A 24,399-nucleotide genomic window follows, 5' to 3' on the forward strand; every position below is an offset into this window, starting at 1 on the left:
AGAACAATTAGCAATGGAAAAGTTTCGGGTGACGAAACGATATGAAATGGATTTGTATTTTCCACACATACAACTTCTCAATGTTGTCTTTTGTCGGTACCGGACACCCGATTTCAAAAATAAAGCTGCCCCAAAATTACCTTCGGGACAGCCTCTTCAAATTCTCTAAACCTTAAACTGGTTAATAGTTTCTTTCAACCTGTTTGAATATAATGATAACGAATGGGATGAATTAAACATCTGTTTCATTCCGGTATTTTGTTCTTCAATAGCAGATTTTACTATTTCAGAGAAATGATATGTATTTCCAGCGATATGGGCAACTTCTTGTGCTTTCACATCCGTTTCCATCATATGCACCATTTGATTATCAATTAAGCCACTAATTTCCTCGATGTCATTAGCAATCTTCAAAATAGCCAAATTCATCTTATTCATTTGGTTTTCTACTGTAACCCCTTGGGATGCTTCTTCAGCAGTGAGAACACTTTGCTCTTCGATTTTTATAACAACATTTTGAACTTCACCTTGAATATCTTGGATGTATTCAGTGACTTCTTTTACAGCTTGAGCACTTCCGTCCGCTAACTTTCTAACCTCTTCAGCTACAACCGCAAAACCTCTTCCATGCTCTCCAGCTCTTGCCGCCTCAATAGAAGCGTTTAATGCTAAAAGGTTAGTTTGTGTAGAAATATCTCCTACTAATGAAATAATATCACTTATTTTTTCTGCATATTTTTGCAGTTCCTGAACAGATTTCAAGGATTCATTATTCTTTTGTGAAATATTATCGATTCCGGTTATGACCATTTGGACGATTTTCGTTGTATTATCTAAAGTCAATTTCATACTATCAGAAGATTCCTTAGATAAATTAGCTTTTGTTTGAATATTCAATGCGATACTTTTCGTATCAGAGATTAAATTAGAAGTATTATTAATAGCATTTGATGTGCTTTCAGAACCATGAGTAATCTGTTTCATATTTTTAAAAATCTCTTCCGAAGAATCTGTGCCTGTTTTTATAAAATCACTAATCACACTTACGTTTTTATTCGTTTCTTCAAAATTGTAGTTAATATCTTTTACCATATTTCTTAAATTCTCTAACATTAGATTATAAGAAACGGAAAGCGACCTAATTTCATCATTTGATTTTGGAATATGGATATCGTGGCGTATATCACCCTTTGCTGCTTTTGATACTGATTCCTCAAGTCTAGTAATCGGTTTTGTGATGTAATATGAACCAAAGTATCCTAGAACCCCACACCAAAATACACCAAACAAAAGTGTCACTATTGTAAAAATAGAGTCATTCACATTTAGCATTTCACCTAAAAAGTCAGACAAGTAAAAAATAAATAAGGCACTTGTTCCGTAGGTAATAAATGCCACAACGGTTATTCCCAATACCATCTTTTTTTGAATTCCGAAGCTATGTTTTTTTCCTTTCATTTTTCCACCCTTTCCCATAAAGATTTTTTTTAAAACAGATAAACCAAACCATCCCGTTTTTAAGTTTGCTAAACACAAAATACATTTGACACTAGTATAAAATAAGCAAAACCAGAATCATGTAGCAATTCTATGACATTTCACACACCAATAGAAAAATATCAATTTAAAGGAGACTCAAGACAACCAACCACCTTTATCGTTATTATTCAGGCATTTATCGATAGGTTGATGCGGAAAATTAGAAAAATGGGTACAAACCCATGACATGTCTTATCCGTGATACATATTAATACAGTACAACAACTCAAGAGGGATAGATGGAAGGGGGGGACAAGAGCGGAGTAAAATTTCATGAGGAGGTGAGGTCATCTCATGGAAACATCATGAAACCTAGCAAAATGAAAGGAGAAAAAGTATGATTCATCTAACCGTTTGGATAACCATCTTAACTTTTTTGGTTACCCTCGGATTTATTCTATGGAGACCCAGAGAGATCAACGAAGCCATCCCCGCAGCAATAGGCGCGATTATTGTCGTACTAATTGGAAGTGTTTCATTATCAGACCTGGGTATCATCGCAGAAACAATAAGCGGCGCAGCTATTACCATTATGGCAACAATCGTCATGGCAATTGTGTTAGAAAGTTTTGGTTTCTTTAATTGGGTGGCCGAAAAACTCGCTGCAAAAGCAAAGGGGTCAGGGGTTCGTTTATTCTGGTATGTCAATTTATTATGTTTCCTCATGACACTCTTTTTCAATAATGACGGAAGTATCTTAATCACAACCCCCATTCTAGTCATGTTATTAAATAACATGGGTTTAAAAAATCACCAAAAAATTCCATATTTGCTGTCTGGAGCATTAATCGCGACTGCTTCGAGTGCTCCAATTGGTGTAAGTAACATCGTGAATTTAATCGCTCTAAAAATCGTCCACATGGATTTATGGTTGCATACAGCGATGATGTTCGTTCCAGCCACTCTAGGTTTACTATTGCTGACTTGGTTCTTGTTCCTTCGCTTTAAAAAAGTCTTACCGAAAACCGTTCCTACTACCGTAACGGGGTTGTCACTTAAATCCTACCACCCACTCAAAACGGGAATGCAGCAGACTTCGGAAAAAGACCGTTCAAGATTTATGCGAAATGTTCTGCTGTTCGTATTTGCAGTCCGCTGTAGCCTGTTTGTCGCTTCGTTTATGAACATCCCTGTTTCTGTTATGGCTGTTATCGGCTCGCTTGTTCTTTTAGCCTGGAGATGGGTGTATTTAAAAATATCCCCTGCCGATATGCTAAAAAAAACACCGTGGTATATTATCATTTTCGCCTTCTGTATGTACACCATCATTTACGGCCTCAATAACATCGGATTAACAGACTGGCTCATCACCTTCATGAAGCCGATGGTATCTGGAAGCCTACTCCATGCGAGTGTCATGATGGGTACCCTACTAACGGTACTCTCCAATATTTTTAATAACCACCCTGCCCTCATGGTTGGGACACTCACATTAATGAATATGGATCTAAGTTTACTTGAATTGAAAATTGCCTATTTGGCGAACGTCATCGGCAGCGATATGGGATCGTTATTACTTCCAATGGGAACTCTTGCTACTCTGATGTGGATGCATATCGTACGGAAAGGGAAAGTTCGGATTACTTGGATGCAGTATATAAAAATCACAATCGTCGTCATACCACCTGCGACATTGTTTACTTTAATCGTCTTATATTATTGGGTTTCTTGGCTTTTTGGTGGCACTCTTCAAGGATAAGACTTTTTAGAAAAAAAGGAGAATTTAGATGCTAATTGATTTTGTTGATTTGATAGGAAAAAAAATTGAGGTGGAAATTTCCGGTGGTGTTTTTCATAAAGGAATCCTAATAGATTCTGGAGTGGACATCATTGTGTTATACCAAGGAAGTACCAATTCTTACCTCTACATCCCATTTGTTCATGTTCAAAGATTGAAAGAAACCATTATAGAAGAAGAAGATACCGCCTATAACCCTACTTCAGAAAAACCAATTGAAACGGATGTCATATCGTTTTATAAAGCTTTAACGATTGCTAAAGGTTTGTTTATCAAGGTTTACGTCACAGGAAATAAATCGATTCATGGCTATTTAACTAACATCATGAACGACTATATTGTCTTTCACTCTCCTGTGTATAAAACAATGTTAATTTCAATAAACCACGTCAAATGGATCATTCCGTATCCACCAAATAAAACACCGTATTCCTTAAAAAACGAAAATCTATCCATTACGCCCGTAACTGCCCCATTAGCCAAAACCTTTGATGAACAATTGAAAAAATTAGAAAATGAACTAGTTATAATCGATGGTGGAGAAAATACTGAAAAAATAGGCTTACTTCAAAAGGTTCGAAATAACAAAATGATTCTAATTACAGCCGAAGCAGAAACGGTGTATCGGAATATAGAGCATATCAAATCGATACAATTACCGTGAATAACTAGGTATAGGTGAAGTGGAACTTAATTCTTCTAAAAATAAGTCAGTAGGTGATATCTAGATGTGTAGACAAAAAAAAATAATCCACCCTGTGTTTGCAGACGAGGATGGATTACTCACTCACTTCTAAAGTTGTTTTTTAGACCGTAGCATTCAAGCAGCGGTCTTTTTTGTGTGATGTACTTCTACTCTTAACATATGAATTTTTTTTAATTTTGGTCCATGTTAGAAAATATTTTTCAGATGGGACATGGGGACAGGTTAATTGTCCCAGCTCTTTTTCCTCACCTATTTTAGGAAGATCAAATAAATAATCAAGACAAGGAACCTTGTCTTGTCCCGATCCAATCTTTAATTTTGTAACGTGCGAAATTAAAATAAGCGGAGGATTTTCCGTTAAATTTAGAATGGCGCTTGTTTCAGGGTATATAAGGGGAGGTTTTCCGACTATGCAAAGCAAAAGCCCTCATTTTCACGTTTTTCGAATCAATAAGCGGAATCTCTCCGTCTATATAAGCAATTTTCACCGCCATTTACAAATTAACCGAAGTTTTTCCGCCTATTTATCAAGTCGGATGCTTAACCTGTTCTAGAGGAGTGGTATTGGGCTAATAAACCTCATTTACTAAAGGGACATGGGGACAGGTTAATTGTCCCAGCTGGTTTACCTAACCTATTCCAGTAAAATCAGATAAAAAAAATCGGGACAAGGTACCTGTCCCCTTGTCCCGCCACACATTTATTCCTCTTTAGCAATCACGTCTGTAAGATAAGCAGCAACATTATTGATTTGCTCTTCAGTCAAGATACCTTCAAAGGCCGGCATGGTGGTTCCGCCCTTTTTCACTCGTTCTATGACTTTTTGGGCATCGCTTGTTACTTTACTTAGTTTAAGGTTAGGACCATTATGGCCGTCTTCCCCACCTTTACCATGACAAGCTAAGCAATTTCCTTCATATACCTTTAAACCTTCATCTGCATTAGCAACCACTTCTGCATCGGTTTTATCATCAGAAGTTGCCTCTCCGTCCACAGCTACCGCTTCCCCTGACTCAATATCGCCATCAAGAGCAAAGGTCCATAAGGAATCGCCGTGTTTTGAGCCAGCTAATGAGTTACCCGCAACAAGTACGGAAATATATTGTACACCGTCTACTTCATACGTCACAGGAGGAGCATTCACTCCTGCGTCTGTTTGGAATTCCCAAACTTGCTTACCCGTTTTAGCATCAAACGCGATGAGTCTTCCATCATTATGTCCAACAAACACCAATCCGCCCTTTGTGGTCATAACCCCACTGTAAGCCATTGCATCCCATACCTGCTGCCATACGATTTTGTTCGTCTTAACATCAAGTGCGGTGATCGTTCCTCTTACAGGAGCTTCATTAACAGGGGCAATGATACTACCAACGTACATTTCCCCTTCTTCATATTCATCTTCACTTCTAGTGAAATTCATATACATATCCGTTCCGAGAACATAAAATAATTCAGTTTCTGGATTGTAAGCAGATGGCGGCCAGTTTGCCCCTCCAAATGCAGATGGCTTTAACAATAAAGCTTCATCCCAGAAAGGATCAAATATCTTCCCATACGTTCCACCATAATTAGGTAGTTCCTTTTCTATATCCTCTTTGGTAACAATTTGAGGAACAAAGGAATCACCAACTGGAATCGGTTGTGTAGCCGAGGTCGCTTGTCGCTCATCCTGTGGAACTGGCGTTTCATTAATACCAATCAACGGCTCCCCGTTTGTTCGGTCTAAGAAATAGACCCAACCAGTTTTACCCGCTTGCCCAAGTGCCTTTCTTTCTTTTCCATCAATCGTTACATCAAAAAGAATGACCGGATTTGGTGCGTCTAAATCCCATATATCATGGTGCACTTCTTGGAAATGCCATTTATAAGCGCCAGTTTCCGCATCAATTGCTACGATGGAGGCTGCAAATAGGTTATCTCCTTTTCTAGTGCTTCCATCTAAATCTGGTGCTGCGTTACCTGTTGAAAAATAAAGAGTGCCTAACTCAGGATCGACAGCTGGAGTTTGCCAAACTGGCGCCCCACCCCGTTTCCAGGAATCATTATCACTTGGCCATGAGTCATATCCAATCTCACCAGGTCCTGGAATCGTGTAAAACCTCCAAAGCTCTTTTCCCGTCTTAGCATCAAAGGCAGTAAGTCTTCCACGAATACCATATTCACCGCCAGCTAAACCAGTATAAACCTTTCCATCATAATAAAGCGGCGCACTTGTGATGGTGTAACCTTTTTGCCAATCTTCAACCTTAGTCTCCCATACGACTTCACCTGTTTTTTGATCAAGTGCTACTAATCTAGCATCTAATAATCCTACATAAACAAGTCCATCTCCAAGACCAACACCTCGACTCGTCCATCCACAACAGACTGTTGTCAATTCCGGAAGGTCCGGCTTATACTTCCAAAGAATGTCCCCGGTTTTTACATCAAGTGCAGAAACTTCGTGGGCACCTGTATTGACATACATCACACCGTTATAGACAATCGGACTGGATTCACCAGAATATTTAAATTCTAGACCAGAACCCAGTTTGGTTACCCACTTCCCTTTTAAGTTTGCCACGTTAGATGTATTGATTTCATCTAATGTAGAGTAACGTTGGTTATAGACGCTCCCCCCATTTGCAAACCAATTTTCATTTGGTACAGCGGTCAAATCCAATCCTGTAAAAGCTGGTGCAGTCGAATCTTTGACTTCAGGGTTGGAATCGGTTTCATTTTGAACCGGCTCATTAGATGGCACATCTCCTGATACTTCCTCTGTCCGATTTTCGATGCTAATTGTCATCATTACCATAAAGACTAAAGTAAGGATTAAAAACGCACCAATAACAATAAATTGCTTATTTTTCCTCATTCTTTTCCCCCTCTTTTTCTAAAAAGTTATTTCGATACTCTAAAAGACTACTTTAATGGTACAATTTCCTATATAATTTGAATATTCCCAATTATCTATGTGACATATCCCCCAAAAGGAGATGATAAAATGATCCCATCCCATACCTTTTCGGATCAGCTACTAAAATTAAAGGACGTAAAAAGTCATGAGGAAAAATTATATAAAATTCTAGAAATATACATGTCACTTTATCCAGCTCTGAATGCCCACTTATTTCGATTCTCTCCATTAGGCTATGTTGGAGAAGGAATCATCATGTTGGATCAAAAGGGTCTCGTATACATTAACGATATTCGGGACGATGTACGGACACTGCCCATTTTGTACTCCTCTACCCTTGAAAGGAAGGCAAAATACTGCTCTGGACTAGAACTCTTAAAACAAACTAGTAGTAAATACATCGTAACTTCTAATGTGAACGCCTTGTTGGTTGTGCCAATATGTTTTAGTTCTGTCGCGATTGGTTATATATGTACAAATGAATTTGCTAAAGATGTTGTAATAGATGAAGAAATCCTTACATCGCTTAGCCAATTTGGAAGATTAGTAGGAAAATATATGGAGAAAACCAATCATATAGAGGAAACGCAAGAATTAAGTAAAAGAGAATTAGAAGTAATGAGAAAAATATCTTGGGGAGAAAGCACCAAAGAAATGGCAGAACAAATGGATATAAGCGAACTAACAGTCAAACAATACGTAAAATCAGCCATAAAAAAACTAGGCGCTCATAACCGATCACACGCCGTAGGAGAACTTTTTCGGAGGGGGATATTATCTTGAGCGGGACAAGGGGACAGGTTCCTTGTCCCAATAAGACCTGGTTATTATGTAAACCAGAGAACAGAAACAGGCAGAGGATTTTAATAAATTCTCTGCCTTAATTTTATCTTTAAGGGGATATGTAAACCCAGATTGGGACAAGGAACCTGTCCCCTTGTCCCTACTTCCCCCTCTGTACCTCCAAAAACTTCTCCCCAACGGTCGTGATGGTTGTTCCTCCCCTACCTTGGCGGGCGAGTAGCAATCCTAATTCTTGTAGGACTTCGAGGCGGATACGGATTTGTTGTTCAGACAGGGTAAACCCGCTATCTTCTAGCATTTGTTTCACTTTCAGCCTTCCGTAAGATTGAAATTGCCTTTTTCCTCTTTCATATAGTTCAAGAATTTTAATGCTTTCCTCTAAAAATCCGTGTTTGTCTATTTTACTAGTAATGCTGTTGATTTTATCATCTGTTAATATAGAGCTGCTAGTTTTCACTGGTGGAATATCCGGATTATACAACTCTACTAGCTCTCTTGTATCCTTCCTTTTCCCGCCCAAGTCATGGATGAATTCTTTCGCCAAGGAAATTTGCGATTTCATATAACGATTCATTAAGTGCAATTTATCATTGTGCTCATCGATAAGATTGGACAGCTCCAAAAACGTTTGAAAGCTCAATATCCGTGGTCCGATATCTATAACATTGGTAAAATGTTCTGGCACTAACTGCTTTTCACCAGGAGTTACAATAAAATCAATGTTTTCAGGAATAGGATTAACACCATCATCGACAAAATACGTATGTTCAAAATATATATTTTCAAGCGAAAAGGCTGTTTCCTTTGATTGTTCGATCGTATCATTAACAACTAATATATTTTGACCATCCGGCAAGATGATTAATTCCTTTGTATTCACGATGTTGATCTCACGTTTGCCAATAATAATCGGGCATGAGGCTGGGATAAACGGCCGTGTAATCCCTTTCAAAATTCCCTTCGATAAAATAACGATATCGCCAGGCAAAATCATATCCATTTTTAAACTTTTTATCGTTATCGAATAAATTTCGATTCTGTCACCCAACACTTCAATCAATTGTTTTGAAATAATATCTAAATATTCTTCCTGTATAGATATGACATGAACTTTTCTTTTCATATAATTAACCTCATTTAGGGGCATTTAGTATTTTTTAAAAAACATTAGGACCATTTACCTACCTACAGAATACAGCAAAGACTGATTTTTGGAAATAGTATCATTTGTGTACCTAATCAAACATCTAACAACCTATTCACACCAATAAAGTGATACAATACTATTATCACACAATTCTATCTTTTTAAAAAATAAACTTCAAACGGGAGAGATAAAAATGAAAGCAGCAAGCAGCGAATTTATCAAAGACTTATCTGGATTATTAGTTATTCCAAGCCTAAAAGACACATCCGCAGCAACAGAACAGGCGCCTTTTGGTAATGCAGTGAACGACGCTTTACTTTATATGTTGAACCTCGGTGAGAAAGCTGGATTCCGTACAAAGAATCATAATGGCTATTACGGGTACATAGAATACGGTCCAGAAGAGGCAGAAGACTATATTGCTGTCCTTTGCCATGTAGATGTGGTTCCAGCAACCGGAAAATGGACAAGTGACCCGTTCACACCGACGATCGTTGACGGAAAAATCGTAGCCCGCGGTGCGATTGACGATAAAGGGCCAACAATGGCTGCTTTCTATGCGTTGAAACAGCTGAAGGAAACAGAAAAAGCACCAACCCACCGCGTTCGCCTCATCATTGGTACGGACGAAGAGAGTGGGATGTCCTGTATGCAGAAATATGTTGAAACAGAGCCAGCAGCCCTTTTTGGATTTGCACCTGACGCTAGTTTTCCAATCATTCATGCTGAAAAAGGACAGATTAGCCTGACGTTAAAAATCGATGATACAACTGGCTCAGCCTCTGATTTTACATTACTAACCTTTGTATCTGGTGAACGCGGAAATATGGTTCCGGATCATTGTGTAGCTACCTTCCAAGGCAACGAGGTGGACAAATGGGTGACCACAATTGAGCAAGAGGCTAGCCAACGGTCCATTCCTTACACTTTGGTCAATGAAGGTGATGTTTGGACCTTAACCGTGACGGGAAAATCAGCCCATGGAGCAGAGCCCTTTAAGGGTGAGAATGCAGCATTTTCAGCTGCAAGTCTACTTCACAAGCTTCCATTTTCCGGTAGCCAATCTACTTATATTCGTTTCATCCAAACTGTCTTGCAAAATAATCATTATGGAGAACAGCTGTCGATTGAGCATTCTGATGAGGTTACAGGACCGCTAACGGTAAATGCAGGTATTTTCAAGTTCAAAGCCCTTGAAGGTGGAGAAATCTCTTTAAATATCCGTTGCCCGGTTACCACTCCATATGAAACAACGAAGCAAAATGTGGAGAAGGCTGCACTAAACTACGGCTTTACCATTAACGCCATCAGAGAGCGTAATCCACATTATGTAAGCGGAGATCACCCGGGTGTACAAGCCCTCGTTCAATCCTATGAGGAAGAAACAGGATTAGAAGGAACGCTGCTCTCGACCGGAGGCGCAACCTATGCTCGTTATTTAGATAGCGGCGTTGCATTTGGCGCACTTTTTCCAAATAAAAAGAGTACCGCTCACCAAATTGATGAGTACGCTGAACTCGAAGATTTATATAAAGCAGTCGATATCTATCAAAAGGCACTTTCTAAATTAGTTCATTTGGAGAAATAAATCTAATTAGGCTCTTTAAATAGTGGTGTTGCTGAAATTAGAAAAGGTAAACTTTTTTGCGGACACAGAATCCGCTATTTGACTAAAAATGACATCCTTTTTGGTTTTGACGGACATGGAATCCGTTATCTACTAAATTCTAATGAAAATATCCCCTTTTTTACGAAATAACGGATCCAATGTCCGGAAAGACCTTTAAAAAGGGACTTTTTGCACCAATAGCGGAACCTATGTCCGGAAACAAACCTAATCATTAAAAAAAACAACATCAAATTTTAACTGAGTCTTAATGAAAAAACAACCCACCGAATATGATTTGGTGGGTCATTCTACTATTCTATTAAATGGCAAGCAACCCAATGGTTTGGCTGTGCCTCTTTCCAAATAGGAGTCTCCCCGCACTTCTCCATTGCATATGGACAGCGAGTTCTGAAACGGCAACCTACTGGTGGATTAATTGGATTAGGAAGGTCTCCAGATAAAATAATCCGTTCTCTTCCACGTTCAATTTTCGGATTTGGTGTAGGAACAGCTGATAATAAGGCTTGCGTGTACGGATGCAACGGCTCCTTGCTTAGCTCATCTGTCGGTGCAAGTTCAACAAGGCTACCTAAGTACATGACGCCGATTCGATCGCTAATATATTTAACCATGGAAATATCATGGGCAATGAATAAATACGTTAAGTCTTGTTTGTGCTGTAAATCCTTTAACAAATTGACTACTTGAGCTTGAATCGAAACATCTAGTGCAGATATAGGTTCGTCCGCAATGATCACCTCTGGATTGAGGGCTAATGCTCTAGCAATCCCGATCCTTTGTCTTTGTCCACCTGAAAATTCATGTGGATAGCGATTCATAAAGCTTTTATTCAACCCAACAATTTCCAACAAGTTTTGAACGGTATCTTTACGGTCCTTTGCACTTGCTGCAAGCTTATGGATATCAATTCCTTCTGCCACTGAATCAAGTACTTTTTTCCGCGGATCTAGTGAAGCGTACGGATCTTGGAAAATCATTTGCATTTTCTGTCTGATCGTGTTTTCATCACTTTTCTTCAAATCACCATGAATAGGTTTTCCGTTAAAATACACTTCTCCACCCGTTGGTTCATATAATCGTAAAATCGTCCGACCGGTTGTGGACTTCCCACAGCCAGACTCTCCAACTAAGCCGAGGGTTTCGCCTTTTTTAATATCAAAAGTAACCCCGTCAACCGCTTTTAAATAACTGTCACCTGACATGCGGAAATGTTTTTTCAAATCACGTACTTGAATAATTGGTTGTGCCAATGTGAGATTCTTTTTCCCTTTTCTCTTCGCTCTAACGGATTCTTTTTCTTGGACAATCGTTGAAAGCTTAGGTGCTTTTTCATGCAATAACCACGTAGCAGCCGAATGCGTTTCCGAAACGGCGAACATCGGCGGCTGCACTTCATAATCAATCGCTAACGCAAATTCATTTCGAGCTGCAAATGCATCACCGATAGGCGGACTCAGCAGGTCAGGAGGTGTTCCAGGAATCGAATACAATTCTTCATCTGCGTCCAAATCAGGGATTGATTTTAACAGTCCCCACGTATAAGGATGTTCCGCGGAATCAAATACTTCTTCAACCGTTCCTTGTTCGACAATCCTACCTGCATACATTACAGCCACTTTATCCGCCATATTGGCAACAACGCCCAAATCATGAGTAATCAAAATGATAGACGTTCCCGTTTTCCTCTGAATATCCTTTAACAAATCAAGAATTTGAGCTTGAATCGTTACATCTAGCGCAGTGGTCGGTTCATCAGCAATAAGCAATCTTGGATTACAGGCAATCGCTATCGCAATGACGACACGTTGACGCATGCCTCCAGAAAATTGGTGCGGATATTGGTTCACACGTGCAGCAGGTTCCGGAATCCCAACGAGCTCGAGTATTTCAACCGCTCGCTGTAACGCTTCTTTTTTCGTTACATTCTTATTATGGTTCAAGATACTTTCCGCGACTTGTTTCCCAATCGTCATCGTCGGATTAAGGGCCGTCATCGGATCTTGGAAGACCATCGCTATTTCCGACCCGCGAATCGCTTCCATCTTTTTATCATTGATCTCAAGAATGTTTTGACCGTCAAAAATGATTTCTCCACTATCATAAGTGGCGGTTTGATTCGGTAATAACTGCATAATCGCTTTAGAGGTTACGGATTTACCTGATCCGGATTCACCTACAATAGCTAATGTTTCACCTTTATTTACTTTAAAATTAACACCTCGAACCGCTTTTACCACACCAGCCTGAGTACGAAATGAAACATTCAAGTCCTTTACTTCTAATAGTGTTTCCATCATGATTCACCCTCTTATCGTTCATGTATTATTTTCTCATTTTAGGGTCCAATGCATCGCGTAGCCCATCAGCTAATAAGTTAAAGCAGACCATTAAACCAACGATGACACCTGCTGGGTACAATAATAAGTAGAAGTTATTTCTCATAGCCTTGAACCCATCATTGATTAGTACACCTAGAGAAGCTAATGGCTCTTGTAATCCTAAGCCGATAAAACTTAAGAAGGCTTCGGTAAAAATGGCTGATGGAATCGTAAACATCATATTAACGATAATGAGACCTAACGTGTTTGGTATGAAATGTTCTTTAATCAGCCTGCTATTGGAAGCACCTAATGCCTTTGATGCTAGAATGAATTCCTGATTCTTTAACTTAAATACTTGTGAACGAACGAGCCTCGCCATATTTACCCAACCTGTAATGACCATGGCAACGGTAATCGTGAAAATCCCTGGTTTTAATAGCATAATCAATAAAATAATGAGAATAAGATTCGGAATCCCAACGAGTACTTCAATAATACGTTGCATGACATTATCGACTTTACCTCCGACAAGTGCTGAAATGGAGCCGTAAAGGACCCCAATGACTAAGTCCAAGACAGTCGCTAGAAGGGCAATGTATAGGGAAATTCGTGTCCCTTCCCAAATTCTTGTCCATTGGTCACGTCCGAATTTATCCGTCCCGAACCAATGCTCACTATTAGGCTCCTGGAAGGCCTTTTCATAATTAGTTTCATCATAGGTGTATTCATTCATATAAGGTCCAATTAACGCTAGGATAATCAAAATTGAAAGAACCACCAAGCTAACAACGGCACCTTTATTTTTGGTCAATCTCAACCAACTTTCTTTGAAAATCCCTACATAAGGTCTTGTGATGGCATCCTGTGAATCTTTTTTTGCGCCAACGACTTTAAAGGAATCTTCCTTAAAAAGGTGGTCAAAATTGTTCATTTCATTTTTTTCTATATTTGTCTTTTCATATTTTTCTAGAGTTGAGTTCGTCATTTTCTTCACCCCTTTGAGCCAGCTATGCGTATTCTCGGATCCACGATTCCATATAGTAAATCAACAACTAGAACGGTTAAAATGTAAAAGGTACTGTAAAAAATCGTTAAGCCCATAATCGTTGTATAGTCATTTACTTTAATCGAATCAACAAACAAACTGCCGATACCTGGAATACCAAAGATATTTTCAATGACAAGCGACCCTGTCAGTAAGCTAACGACAATCGGTCCAAGAATCGTAAGGATTGGAATCATTGAATTACGGAGTGTATGACGAATAATGACCTTCATTTGAGATAATCCTTTTGATCTTGCGGTTAAGATGTAATCCTGCTGCAGCACCTCGAGCATTTCATTCCTCATGAAACGAGCAATCAAGGCGATAACCATCATCGAAAGAGCGATTGTCGGTAGGATGGAGCTGTCATAGCTCTCCCAGAAGGCTACCGGCAAAATGCCCCATTTTAATCCAACATAATATTGTAAAAGTGCGGCGAACACAAAGTTTGGTATGGCTACGCCAATGACGGCAATGAACATCGTGAAAAAGTCCCACGCGGTATTATGCCTAAAGGCGGCAATCATTCCTAAAATTAACCCAATGGACACGCCCAAAATAGTAGCTTGTACACCTAGTAAAGCAGATGGACCAATTCGGCCCGAAATTAAAGATTCAACCTTTTGTCCTTTATAGTAATAAGAAATTCCTAGGTCACCCTGCACAAGATTCCCCATATACTTCGCATACTGGACATAAACAGGTTGATCAAGTCCGTAACGTGCGTAAAACTCCATTCTTGCTTCATCTGATAAATCGGCTAATTTCTCTTCATCAAACGGAGATCCTGGTAACAATTTCATCAGGAAAAATGTCACTGTTGCAATAACGAATAATGTCACTAAGATATTGAAGATCCTTACAGCAAGAAATTTTTTCAATCTAGTTCACCTCTTTGGTATGGCTATTTTCGTATAGATTGTTGCTAGTGTTTTTTAATAAAGATTCTATTAAAATGCGATGTTGATATTAGAACAAAAGATAAAACTTCGCTTTTTCACCTTTTTGATGTTGATGGTAACTATTAGCCTCTATTAGTTACCGTTTTCTCTCTTTTTTACTGTTTACGGTAACTATTAGCCTCTATTAGTTACCGTTTTCTCTCTTTGGCGCTGTTTACGGTAACGATTAACCTCTATTCGTTACCGTTTTCTCTCTTTTTTACTGTTTACGGTAACTATTAGCCTCTATTAGTTACCGTTTTCTCTCTTTTTTACTGTTTACGGTAACTATTAGCCTCTATTAGTTACCGTTTTCTCTCTTTTTGGCTGCTACTGGTAACCAATAACCCAATTGTTACTTGTTCAATTCCGTTAGTTTCTTAGGAAAGTCACAGAGCCTTAAAAAAATTACAACAATGTTTACGAAAATAGCCTTATTAAATGAAATTCGTTTATATGTGTTAAGGATACAAATGAAGAAAAGAGAGAGAAATTCTCTCTCTTCCCTACACTCTTTATTAGTTTTTCTTCACGTATTTCAATTCTAATGGTGCCCCATAAGGATGTGTTGTGAAATTCGATACGTCTGTGTTTAATAAGAATGCTTTTCCTTCGTCGTAAAGTGGTGTAAGAATGGAATCCTCTACAACCATGACTCTTTCTGCTTCAAGAAGGTATTCCATACGTTTCGCTTCGTCTTTTTCTGTTTTACTTTTTGCCACTAAATCATTGTACTTTTCACTTGAGTAGTTACCGCGAAGTGGTTTTGCTTCCGGAACTGATACCCAAAGATCTAAGTAGGTGCTTGCATCGTTATAATCTGCGCCCCATTTGTTGATACCAAGCTGATAATCATCATCTCTCATCGCTTGAAGTCTTCCGCTATAAGGCTTAGTTGAAATTTGTACATCTACACCTAAATTTTTCTTAAATTCACTTTGAAGGAAAGTAGCTGTATCTTTTGCAATTGTGTCATCAGCTGTTAAGATGGTAACCTCAGGAAGTTTTCCACCGATTTCAGCAAGTCCAGCAGCAAGATATTCTTTCGCTTTTTCAATGTCAGGTGTTACTAGATTTGGATTTAATTCACGGAATAATTGTCCGTCAACCCCAGCCATACCAGCAGCTACTACCCCTGAAGCAGGTGTAGAACCATTGTTTAAAATTTGAGAAGTCAAGATTTCTGGGTCAACTGCCAATTGGAATGCTTTTCTAATGTTTAAATTATCAAATGGAGCTTTCGTTAAGTTCATTTGTAAGAACCATGAGTTAAACTTCGATTCTGTACCATATTCTTCGCTATCTTGGTAAGATAAAATATCAGAAGAAGAAAGATAAACTTTATCTAATTCTCCCGCATCAAATAGGTTTAAAGCCGTACTATTTTCTTTAATAACCTTTAAACTAACTTCATCAATATCTACATTATAGCTGTCCCAATATTGATCGTTTTTGACTAATTTTACGCCTGCTGCTTGATCGTATTCTGTTAATGTAAACGGACCATTATATAGAATTTTATCAGCTGTAAGCGCAAAGCTATCTCCAGCTTCCGTTACAAACTTTTCGTTAAGAGGGAAGTACGTAACAAATGCTGTTAACCCAAGGAAATAAGGTGTTGGTTCATTAATTGTTACGACTAATGTTTGGTCGTCTTCCGCTACGATACCTACATCGCTATCTGCTGCTTCACCAGCTAAATATTCCGCTCCACCCTTTACATAATCGGCAATGATAAAGGAATAAGATCCGGCTGTATCTGGATGCATCGCTCTTAACCATGAGTAGCGGAAATCATGGGCTGTTACCACTTCTCCATTACTCCATTTCACACCTTCACGAATATGGAACGTATACGTTAGTTTGTCGTCAGAGATATCTACACTTTCTGCCATCGCTGGAACAGCTTCGTGATTTTCATCTAATCGGTAAAGACCTTCCATAATGTTATTTAAAACACTAAAAGAAATACCATCTGTAGTTTTCACTTGATTTAAATCCGGAATATCATTTTCTAAACTTAAGTTTAGTGTCTTTTTCGCTTCTGTTTTTTCCCCTTGATTTTTACCATCTCCTGAACTAGTTGAAGATGAGTTAGAGAAGTTACAGCCTGACAATACAAGAACAAGTGCTAGCATTGACAGTGCTAATAATTTAATAGATTTTCTCACTTGTAATTCCTCCTATTAATTTTTATTATTTTGACAATTTTATAGAGAATGCATTATGCATGTCCTAACGTAAAAGCTGGTCGTAACTCTCCAATTTGCTCTTTTCGGCAATTTCTTAGTTGTGGGTAATGATAGGATTGTAATTGTTCCTTTTGAACTTCCCCTAAAAGACCCAATTGACTTAAAACTTCCACCGCTACCGGGGATGTGGCTCTTCCATTACCATCTTCAATTTTAATCGCAATACCGATTCCCGTTTCTTTATCACCAATGCAATAAACGCCTTCTGCTCCGGCTTTCCCAAACATTCTGCCTTCTAAAATACGCATAAAGTCTGAACAAAAACGTTCCGTCCCTCCAACCATTTCTGGTGCTTCCATCATCGCCGTTGTTATTCTATGTATAGCTTCTTGACGTTTAACAGGCAACAAACTCGGATCGGCCATTTTTGCGAAACCTAACGCTAAACTTTCTAACGGGATACCGTGTACAGGCACTCCACAACCATCAATACCAATTTCGATTTCCTCTTTCGGAACCTCTGTTAAATCACTGATTGCTTCAATAATTCGTTGCTGAACGGGATGATCTAGTTTGTAATAATCACTGGTTGATTCATTCATATGCTTTGCTGTTGCAAGCATCCCACTATGTTTCCCTGAACAATTATTGTAGATGGCTGTAACTTCTCCACCCGCTTTTACTAACGCTTCATACGTTTCCTGCCATCTTGGATTATGCGTTCCACACTGTAAATCCGCGAAGGTTAACTCTGCTCTTTCCAATATCGATTGAACTCGATTTGTATGCTGATCCTCACCATTATGCGAGGCACAGGTTAAAGATAAATCCGCATGGTCAAAATGGAAATGCTCTGCAGCCCCTGTCTCTACAATCGGAATCGCTTGAAGTGGCTTCATTGACGACCTTGCATACACAACTTCTCGTGGATTTCCTTTTGAATACAGTAATTCACCTTTGGAATTAACAACCGCAATATGACCTCTATGTAAGCTCTCAACCAAACCGCCTCTAGATACCTTAACTAAAACTTCCGCCGTCATCCCGACACCTCTTAAATTATTAGAATTTTAGGGTTTTTTATAATATTAGAATAATAGTAAATCACATTAAACCCTATTGCAACCTATTTTTCTATAAATATATTATTTAATTTAAATAGTCTGCCTATTTCATCCTATTAATTCCATTTCCCCTTGTCCCTAAAAAAAGAACGATATCTAGACGAAACTCGTCATAGAAATCGTTCTTTTAATTTTTATCCTTTGGTGGGACCCATTTACGTCTAACTAATTAAAGGTTCTTGTCTTTTTTCATTTGGTTCATTTTGTTCTTGCGGAATGATGAGATTTAGAATTAGTGTTGCGATTGCCCCAACTGCTGTTCCAGAAGATAAGATGTAATTTGCGAAATCTGGAACGCTGTATAAGATTTCTTTCGGAAGCACCATTGTACCTACTGTTAATAAGATTGGTACCCCAATGACCATCATATTTCGGTCGTTAATTTCAATCTTTTGGATAACCTTAAATCCGTTCATAACAATCGCCACACAAACGACACCGAAAATTCCATTGATTACTGGTTCAGGAATGCATGTAATGACAGCAGAAAGTTTAGGAATTAATCCAAGAGCTACTAGAATAATACCCGCAGCGATAATCGCCATTTTACTTGCTACTCCAGTGATAGCAATGATACCTGCGTTTGAAGAATATCCAGTCATTGGTGTACCACCAAAAAGAGAGCCAACGAAACAGCCAAGTCCCTCGCCGACAGAGGCACGGTTTAATCTTTTTTCATCTAATTCACTGCCTGTTACGGTTGATACAACGAACCATGTACCAGTTGTTTCAATCAAAATAACCAAATAGATAAATACCATTGTTAAAATTGCTTGTAAATCAAAGATGGGTTTCCCGAATGGGAAGAAGCTTGGAAGTGCAAACCAAGAAGCCTCTTTTACAGCAGAGAAGTTTAGGGATCCGAATAGCGATGCAGTGACCGTGCCAGCAATAATGGCCAGAATGACTGAAACTAAACGAAAAAATGTTCCATACCCCTTTTTCTTACGTCCAAGAAGAATACAAATGATTAAAACCGCAGCAGAGACAAACGCAATCAAAACATTATGCCCGACATTTCCAGGTGCATGATAAATACTATTAAAAGCAGCTGGCATTAATGAAATTCCTACAATGACAATAACGGTTCCCCCGACTAATGGCGGAATTACTTTGTGTACCGCTTTAGCAAACCATTTCAACGGGTAACCGAGGATTGCAATAAGTAATGCACCTGGTATAAGGCTACCAAAAACGGCTCCTAATCCAAGCTTGCCGCCAATAGCTGCCAATGCACCTATAGGAACGTAGGAAGGCCCTTGGACCACTGGTAATTTCAGTCCGCCAATCGTTTGAATGAGTGTAGCAAGTCCTGCAGCCAGAAAACACATTTGAATGAAAAAGGTTGTATTCATCGTATCCAACGCAAGTAAACCAGCAAAAATGATTGGCGCGATATAGAGATCCATCGCTAGCACATGCTGCATACCAAGTAAAAAAGCCTTCCCCCAACTAATTTTTTCATCAACGCCTACGATAATGTTCGGATTTTGCTCGTTTTGCTCCACTGAAATATTCGCCTCCATGATAATTTTTTCTTGAATTTATAAACTGTAATCAGGAAAAATAGCAGTCTAACCATTTGAAAATAGCTATTAAATATGGGTTTTAAGCTGATTTTTTTATTTCAATTTCACTTTTACAATACAGCTGACTTAAAAACCATACTAGCATTATAAGGGAAGATTCCAATGGGTGTAAATATAAATTTACGTATATTAAAACGTTTTAGTTATTTAACGTTCGTCTTTTTGGTTGACTTTTTAATAATTGCTTCTTAGAATAAAGATATTATTAGCGTAATATTGGTGAATCCGGATTTAAGAAGGGAAGATAAAAATGATAGTGGAAGATAATGTTTTACGTAGCGATTGGATCGTTGCGGGTAAAATAGAAGACATTAAAGAAGCGCCAAAACAAGTTGTACTCATGAGCGAAAGAATTGTTCTCTTCCGTAACGAGGAAGGAATCCATGCCTTTAAGGATTTATGTATTCATCGAGGCGCATCCCTTTCACTAGGATGTGTGAAGGACGGGAATCTCGTTTGTAATTATCATGGCTGGGAATATAATTCTGAAGGTACATGCGTAAAAATTCCGCAGCTCCCTGAAGGAAGACCGATTCCATTAAAAGCAAAAGCGATGAACTATTTATGTAAAGAAGCATATGGATTTGTATGGATTAATCTGAACAACAACAATCCAGATTTCTTTTCTTATCCTCCGTATATGGATGAAAACTATCGAAATGTTTTGTGGGGTCCTCAGGAAGTAAACGCTAATCCACCGAGAATTGTCGAAAACTTTCTCGATGTAGGCCATCTTGCTTTTATACATGAAGGCTTTCTTGGAGTTCAAGAACATGCGGTCATTAACGATTACGATGTCCATACGACAGAAGATAAGATTTACTGTGATGAGATCGCCATATTTCAGCCTGACCCAGATGGATCCGGCCAATCAAAGGATGTTTTTTATACCTATGAAATCCTTCGTCCTTTGACCGTTCTTTTTACGAAAAGGGATCCAGATACTGAAAATAAGATGACGATATTACTTACAATAATGCCGGTTGAAGACCGAAAATCCATTGCATTTGGAGTTATGTCATTCAATTATGATACCGGTACAACGGATCAGGAAATCATTGAGTTCCAGGATATGATTTTCGCCCAGGACAAGCCAATCGTAGAAAACCAAAAGCCAGAAGAACTACCACTTGATTTACAAATTGAACTTTCATTGAAATCTGACCGAATGAGCATTGCCTATAGACAATATTTAAAAAGACTTGGTGTAACACTTGGGACAGATTAAGGGACAGGTCCCTTGTCCCCGAGACCTGGTTTATATGGAAACTACAGAACAGAAACAGGCAGAGATTTTAATAAATTCTCTGCCTGAATTTTTTCTTTTAGGATAGATAAATGAGCGTTAAATAATCCCTTGTCCCATTGGCACTCTGACACCTGAATTTAAAAGTACAAATTAAAAGGATTTTTGGAATTTCAGTGGAATATCTTATAGTATCCCAAGAAGTGTTTGGAGGTCCCAATTTTGTTACTTTACTTTTGAAAATATCATCTACCTACAAATAAATAATTAGGAGTTGATATATGATGATCTATAAAAATTCTCTTGATGGGATTTCATCTGATATGTTGAAAGGCTTTTTTGTAGATTGGCCTAATTCACCAAATCCACAAACTCACTTAAAGCTGTTACAAAACAGCAGCAAAGTGGTCATTGCATTAGATGATCATACTAATCAAGTAGTTGGTTTTATAACAGCAATTAGCGATGGGATTCTATCTGCCTATATTCCGTTCCTTGAAGTTTTGCCTGAGTACAAAAATAAAGGTATAGGCAAGGAATTGGTAAAACAAATGTTAAATGAACTTAATGATATTTATATGGTTGATTTATGTTGTGATGGTGACTTAGTTCCATATTATGAGAAGTTTGGAATGATAAAATCCAACGGAATGCTCGTTAGAAATTACCGTATGCAGTCGGGGATTTCTAACGAATAAATATAGGAAAAAGCTTGGAGAATATCCAAGCTTTTTCCTATATTTATTCGTTAATTTTATTAAAAATTCAGCTACGAACCTCCCTCTTTATATTATTTTAAAATATCAATTTTCAATCAAACGTTTGATTGAAATTAAATTCGATAGGCCATTTTAATAAATTGAATTCACACCCACAAAATTTTACATTTTTCGCATGTTATATTGAAATAGAGTACCACCCAATACATTAGTCTAATTCTCAATATTTTTTCTTTATCATCCGTATCTACCGTATACAAACCAAATGGAAATTCTAGAAAGCTCTTACTTATGTAAAACATAAATATTAATATTACTTTTATCACACAAGATTTAGTTTTTTGACGACTAACTCAGCAAAGACTGATAGTTTCATTGGATTTAATCCTTGATAGCGTAAAGTTTCTTTAAGTACCGGAAATCTCATGGATAGGGCGTCTTGAATAACCCGTTTCATTCGTTCTTTAGTCATACCAAACCGATTGGCAAGTTGATTGTGAAGTTCTATTTCATCCTTTAGTAAATGTGGATTTCTAATAGAGAGATCAATCAAAGTACGTAAAAGTGGAAAGTGAGACATTTCCTCATTGAAATCTAATTGGCATAGAATTTCATTAATAGCTGTTGTTAGTTCTTTATCGCTCATATCATTATCGGTTTTTAATGTATTTTCTTCTAATTGAACCTCGGTACTTATTTCCGTTCTTGCCGCTTCTGACAATTGCACTAACTTCAGATTGGCACCTTCAATGGGTTGATCCTGATTAATCTTTTTATTTTCATTTGGTTGATACTCGGTTGAACTGTTTAATGTAGATGGATTTTCGTTGTTGATACGTAAATAATTTGCAAGGAGATGAATGTACTCACTATTTGTAGGTTTGACTTTCGTCTTAGTTACAGGGTATCCAAGGATCATAGATGTTCTTTCAGGGTTTCCTCTACTCCAACCAATCTCAATGGAATGACGTATAGCGCGTTCTACTCGACTAGCAGTGGTATTATTTTTCCTAGCAATATAGGGATACAACTCTTTTGTTATTTTAGAAATAAGAGTAGGATCCTCATATGTAAGAGCAACAGCATCAATAAGGTATCGATATCCTTTTATGTGTGAGGGGATACCCATATCAAAAACGAGAGTTGAGATTTGTGCTTCAATTGTACCTGTAGAAATAGGAGTGAAATAAGTTCCTTTTATTTTCTTAGTAGGATGGTTGAACTGGTTACTCTCTGCTTCTTTATAACCTGCAAAATAGGCAAATTCGGTAAGATCATGAACCAATTCACTTATGTATCCCTGGTCATTATATTCTAGAGCCTTTTGCATTCGTTCTATTGTCTTTTCTAGCTTTTCTATTGTTGATTGATTAATGTTCATTTATTCTACCTCCTACTCATCAGTTTTCATAAACACCCGCTTAATTAGTCAGAAGCATTGAAAATGGCCCAAATACACGGAAATATTCATTCTATTGATTCGAAATACATGAAAATGGGGGATTTTGCTTGGAATAAGCGGAAAATCTCCCCTAATTTAACCGGAAACGAGCTCCATTCTGATTATAACCGGAAAAACTCCGCTTATTTTGACTTAGCTGGTACTAATAAGGACAAGACTTCTTATTGACTCTGTATTAGACCCCGATTCAGGTTATCTTTTTTCTATAATGTATTTCTTTACTGGGAATACATGAATTTCCTTTGAATTATGTTTCTTTGAATACGACAACCAGCAGTGATAATTATCTAACAGCTTTTTATATTTTTCTTTCTCTTTTTTATTTGGAAACAGCTTCGTTAACAAGGCATCTGGAAACTCATTATTCTTAAAATACTTTTCAATATCCTTATTTTTAATTGTGACAAATTCGTCTTTCTTTTTTGAAAGAACATTAACAAGAAAACTTTTTAGTTCCGCTTGTGTCTTTATTACTTTTTCATCTGTTTCTGGTTTATTATTTCGAAAATTCTTCACAACAAAGGTATCCTCATAGTATTGATACTTTGCATCCCAAACAAAAACCTCAAAATCACTTTCTTTTCCATCGATTGTGTATGTAAAAGCGTACTCCTTTACTCCCTTCAATCTAGGGATTTCCATATCTTGTCCAGGTGATAATTTTTGTGTAAATCTTAATTTAAAACTACTTTTATCTAATTGATACATTCTCATTGTGATACTTCTATTTTCTGGAGCGTTTATTGGAGAAATTGTATAAATCCCTTTAAATTGACTTCCTAAACCACTTACCAATTGATCTTTTTGAATATAAATATCTGGTGTTTTACCTTCAACATTTATACTTTCTACACGAAAATACTTTGGTGAACTTTCCTTACCATTAATTCTCGTAGTAACAGCATAATCTCCATTCTTTTGCAGATATACATGGTGTAAACCGTTCTCTGGAAACTCGACTCCTCCGATATTATTGTATTCCCCTTCGTTCTTATAATAGAAACTGAATTCGATAGAGTCCTTACTTTTTGCGTTTGGAACACTGAATATGACTGTATCATAAATAACCTTTAGATCAATCGTTGGAATAGAGTTTGCTTGTAATGGCGTACTACTAAAAAACGTTGATGAAGCTAACAGAACTGTTAACAACAGGATTTTTATTATTTTCTTCAAATTTATATCCCCTTTTCAACTTACTATATAACAATATAAAAATTCGACAAATCACTTGGTTTTTCCTGTACATTTGTAAAATTTTGTAGATGAATTATTATTCTAGTTAAATTTTAGA

At 37.7% G+C, this 24,399-nt stretch carries 17 protein-coding genes; 6 read left to right on the forward strand and 11 right to left on the reverse strand.

Annotation, left to right across the window (positions count from 1 at the left end):
* Nucleotides 1–165 precede the first annotated feature (165 nt).
* Entirely contained in the window at nucleotides 166–1,458 is a 1,293-nt protein-coding gene (locus tag LRP83_RS07815; protein WP_230496132.1) for a methyl-accepting chemotaxis protein, read from the reverse strand.
* 418 nt (nucleotides 1,459–1,876) lie between these two features.
* On the opposite strand from LRP83_RS07815, the gene LRP83_RS07820 reads away from it, so the two are divergent.
* Both LRP83_RS07820 and LRP83_RS07825 read left to right on the forward strand, forming a co-directional pair.
* Nucleotides 1,877–3,238, forward strand: coding sequence for an arsenic transporter (locus LRP83_RS07820; protein ID WP_230496133.1), 1,362 nt, complete (start codon nucleotides 1,877–1,879; stop codon nucleotides 3,236–3,238).
* 28 nt (nucleotides 3,239–3,266) lie between these two features.
* Nucleotides 3,267–3,941, forward strand: a complete 675-nt coding sequence (locus tag LRP83_RS07825) for a DUF2642 domain-containing protein (RefSeq protein ID WP_230496134.1) — start codon at nucleotides 3,267–3,269, stop codon at nucleotides 3,939–3,941.
* Between the two features lie 742 nt (nucleotides 3,942–4,683).
* Here the strand turns inward: LRP83_RS07825 and LRP83_RS07830 are convergent.
* Nucleotides 4,684–6,843 carry a PQQ-dependent dehydrogenase, methanol/ethanol family gene (locus tag LRP83_RS07830; RefSeq protein WP_230496135.1) on the reverse strand — a complete coding sequence of 720 codons (2,160 nt, stop codon included), beginning with the start codon at nucleotides 6,841–6,843 and terminating at the stop codon, nucleotides 4,684–4,686.
* Nucleotides 6,844–6,972: 129 nt separating this feature from the next.
* Here LRP83_RS07830 and LRP83_RS07835 point away from each other — a divergent pair, with 129 nt between their 5' ends.
* Entirely contained in the window at nucleotides 6,973–7,668 is a 696-nt protein-coding gene (locus LRP83_RS07835; protein WP_230496136.1) for a response regulator transcription factor, read from the forward strand.
* A 160-nt stretch (nucleotides 7,669–7,828) separates the two neighbouring features.
* On the opposite strand, the gene LRP83_RS07840 is transcribed toward LRP83_RS07835, so the two are convergent.
* Nucleotides 7,829–8,812 carry a winged-helix domain-containing protein gene (locus LRP83_RS07840; RefSeq protein WP_230496137.1) on the reverse strand — a complete coding sequence of 328 codons (984 nt, stop codon included), beginning with the start codon at nucleotides 8,810–8,812 and terminating at the stop codon, nucleotides 7,829–7,831.
* A 217-nt stretch (nucleotides 8,813–9,029) separates the two neighbouring features.
* Here LRP83_RS07840 and pepV point away from each other — a divergent pair, with 217 nt between their 5' ends.
* A complete protein-coding gene (gene pepV, locus LRP83_RS07845) occupies nucleotides 9,030–10,424 on the forward strand; it encodes a dipeptidase PepV (RefSeq protein WP_230496138.1) in 1,395 nt (464 codons plus the stop codon).
* A 332-nt stretch (nucleotides 10,425–10,756) separates the two neighbouring features.
* Here pepV and LRP83_RS23205 read toward each other — a convergent pair whose 3' ends face one another.
* The 6 genes from LRP83_RS23205 to LRP83_RS07880 form a co-directional block, all read right to left on the reverse strand.
* The gene (locus LRP83_RS23205) at nucleotides 10,757–12,760 is read right to left on the reverse strand and encodes an ABC transporter ATP-binding protein (protein ID WP_290369512.1); all 2,004 of its coding nucleotides are present in this window, start codon (nucleotides 12,758–12,760) and stop codon (nucleotides 10,757–10,759) included.
* Between the two features lie 28 nt (nucleotides 12,761–12,788).
* Nucleotides 12,789–13,772, reverse strand: coding sequence for an ABC transporter permease (locus tag LRP83_RS07860; RefSeq protein WP_230496139.1), 984 nt, complete (start codon nucleotides 13,770–13,772; stop codon nucleotides 12,789–12,791).
* Between the two features lie 5 nt (nucleotides 13,773–13,777).
* Nucleotides 13,778–14,713, reverse strand: a complete 936-nt coding sequence (locus tag LRP83_RS07865; protein WP_230496140.1) for an ABC transporter permease — start codon at nucleotides 14,711–14,713, stop codon at nucleotides 13,778–13,780.
* Between the two features lie 578 nt (nucleotides 14,714–15,291).
* Complete coding sequence (locus LRP83_RS07870) at nucleotides 15,292–16,944, reverse strand: peptide ABC transporter substrate-binding protein (protein ID WP_230496141.1); 1,653 nt, start codon at nucleotides 16,942–16,944, stop codon at nucleotides 15,292–15,294.
* 53 nt (nucleotides 16,945–16,997) lie between these two features.
* Nucleotides 16,998–18,008, reverse strand: a complete 1,011-nt coding sequence (locus tag LRP83_RS07875; protein ID WP_230496142.1) for an asparaginase — start codon at nucleotides 18,006–18,008, stop codon at nucleotides 16,998–17,000.
* Nucleotides 18,009–18,250: 242 nt separating this feature from the next.
* Entirely contained in the window at nucleotides 18,251–19,615 is a 1,365-nt protein-coding gene (locus LRP83_RS07880) for a uracil-xanthine permease family protein (RefSeq protein WP_435531335.1), read from the reverse strand.
* Nucleotides 19,616–19,928: 313 nt separating this feature from the next.
* Here LRP83_RS07880 and LRP83_RS07885 point away from each other — a divergent pair, with 313 nt between their 5' ends.
* Both LRP83_RS07885 and LRP83_RS07890 read left to right on the forward strand, forming a co-directional pair.
* Nucleotides 19,929–20,906 (forward strand): Rieske 2Fe-2S domain-containing protein, encoded by a 978-nt coding sequence (locus LRP83_RS07885; RefSeq protein ID WP_230496143.1) that lies wholly within the window; start codon nucleotides 19,929–19,931, stop codon nucleotides 20,904–20,906.
* 302 nt (nucleotides 20,907–21,208) lie between these two features.
* The gene (locus tag LRP83_RS07890; RefSeq protein ID WP_230496178.1) at nucleotides 21,209–21,622 is read left to right on the forward strand and encodes a GNAT family N-acetyltransferase; all 414 of its coding nucleotides are present in this window, start codon (nucleotides 21,209–21,211) and stop codon (nucleotides 21,620–21,622) included.
* A 343-nt stretch (nucleotides 21,623–21,965) separates the two neighbouring features.
* Here LRP83_RS07890 and LRP83_RS07895 read toward each other — a convergent pair whose 3' ends face one another.
* Together LRP83_RS07895 and LRP83_RS07900 are read right to left on the reverse strand one after the other, a co-directional pair.
* Nucleotides 21,966–23,024 carry a sporulation initiation factor Spo0A C-terminal domain-containing protein gene (locus tag LRP83_RS07895; protein ID WP_230496144.1) on the reverse strand — a complete coding sequence of 353 codons (1,059 nt, stop codon included), beginning with the start codon at nucleotides 23,022–23,024 and terminating at the stop codon, nucleotides 21,966–21,968.
* 273 nt (nucleotides 23,025–23,297) lie between these two features.
* Nucleotides 23,298–24,281 (reverse strand): hypothetical protein, encoded by a 984-nt coding sequence (locus LRP83_RS07900; protein ID WP_230496145.1) that lies wholly within the window; start codon nucleotides 24,279–24,281, stop codon nucleotides 23,298–23,300.
* Nucleotides 24,282–24,399: the final 118 nt, after the last annotated feature.

Source organism: Pseudoneobacillus rhizosphaerae, from assembly GCF_917563885.1.
Taxonomy (GTDB): Bacteria; Bacillota; Bacilli; order Bacillales; family Cytobacillaceae; genus Pseudoneobacillus; species Pseudoneobacillus rhizosphaerae.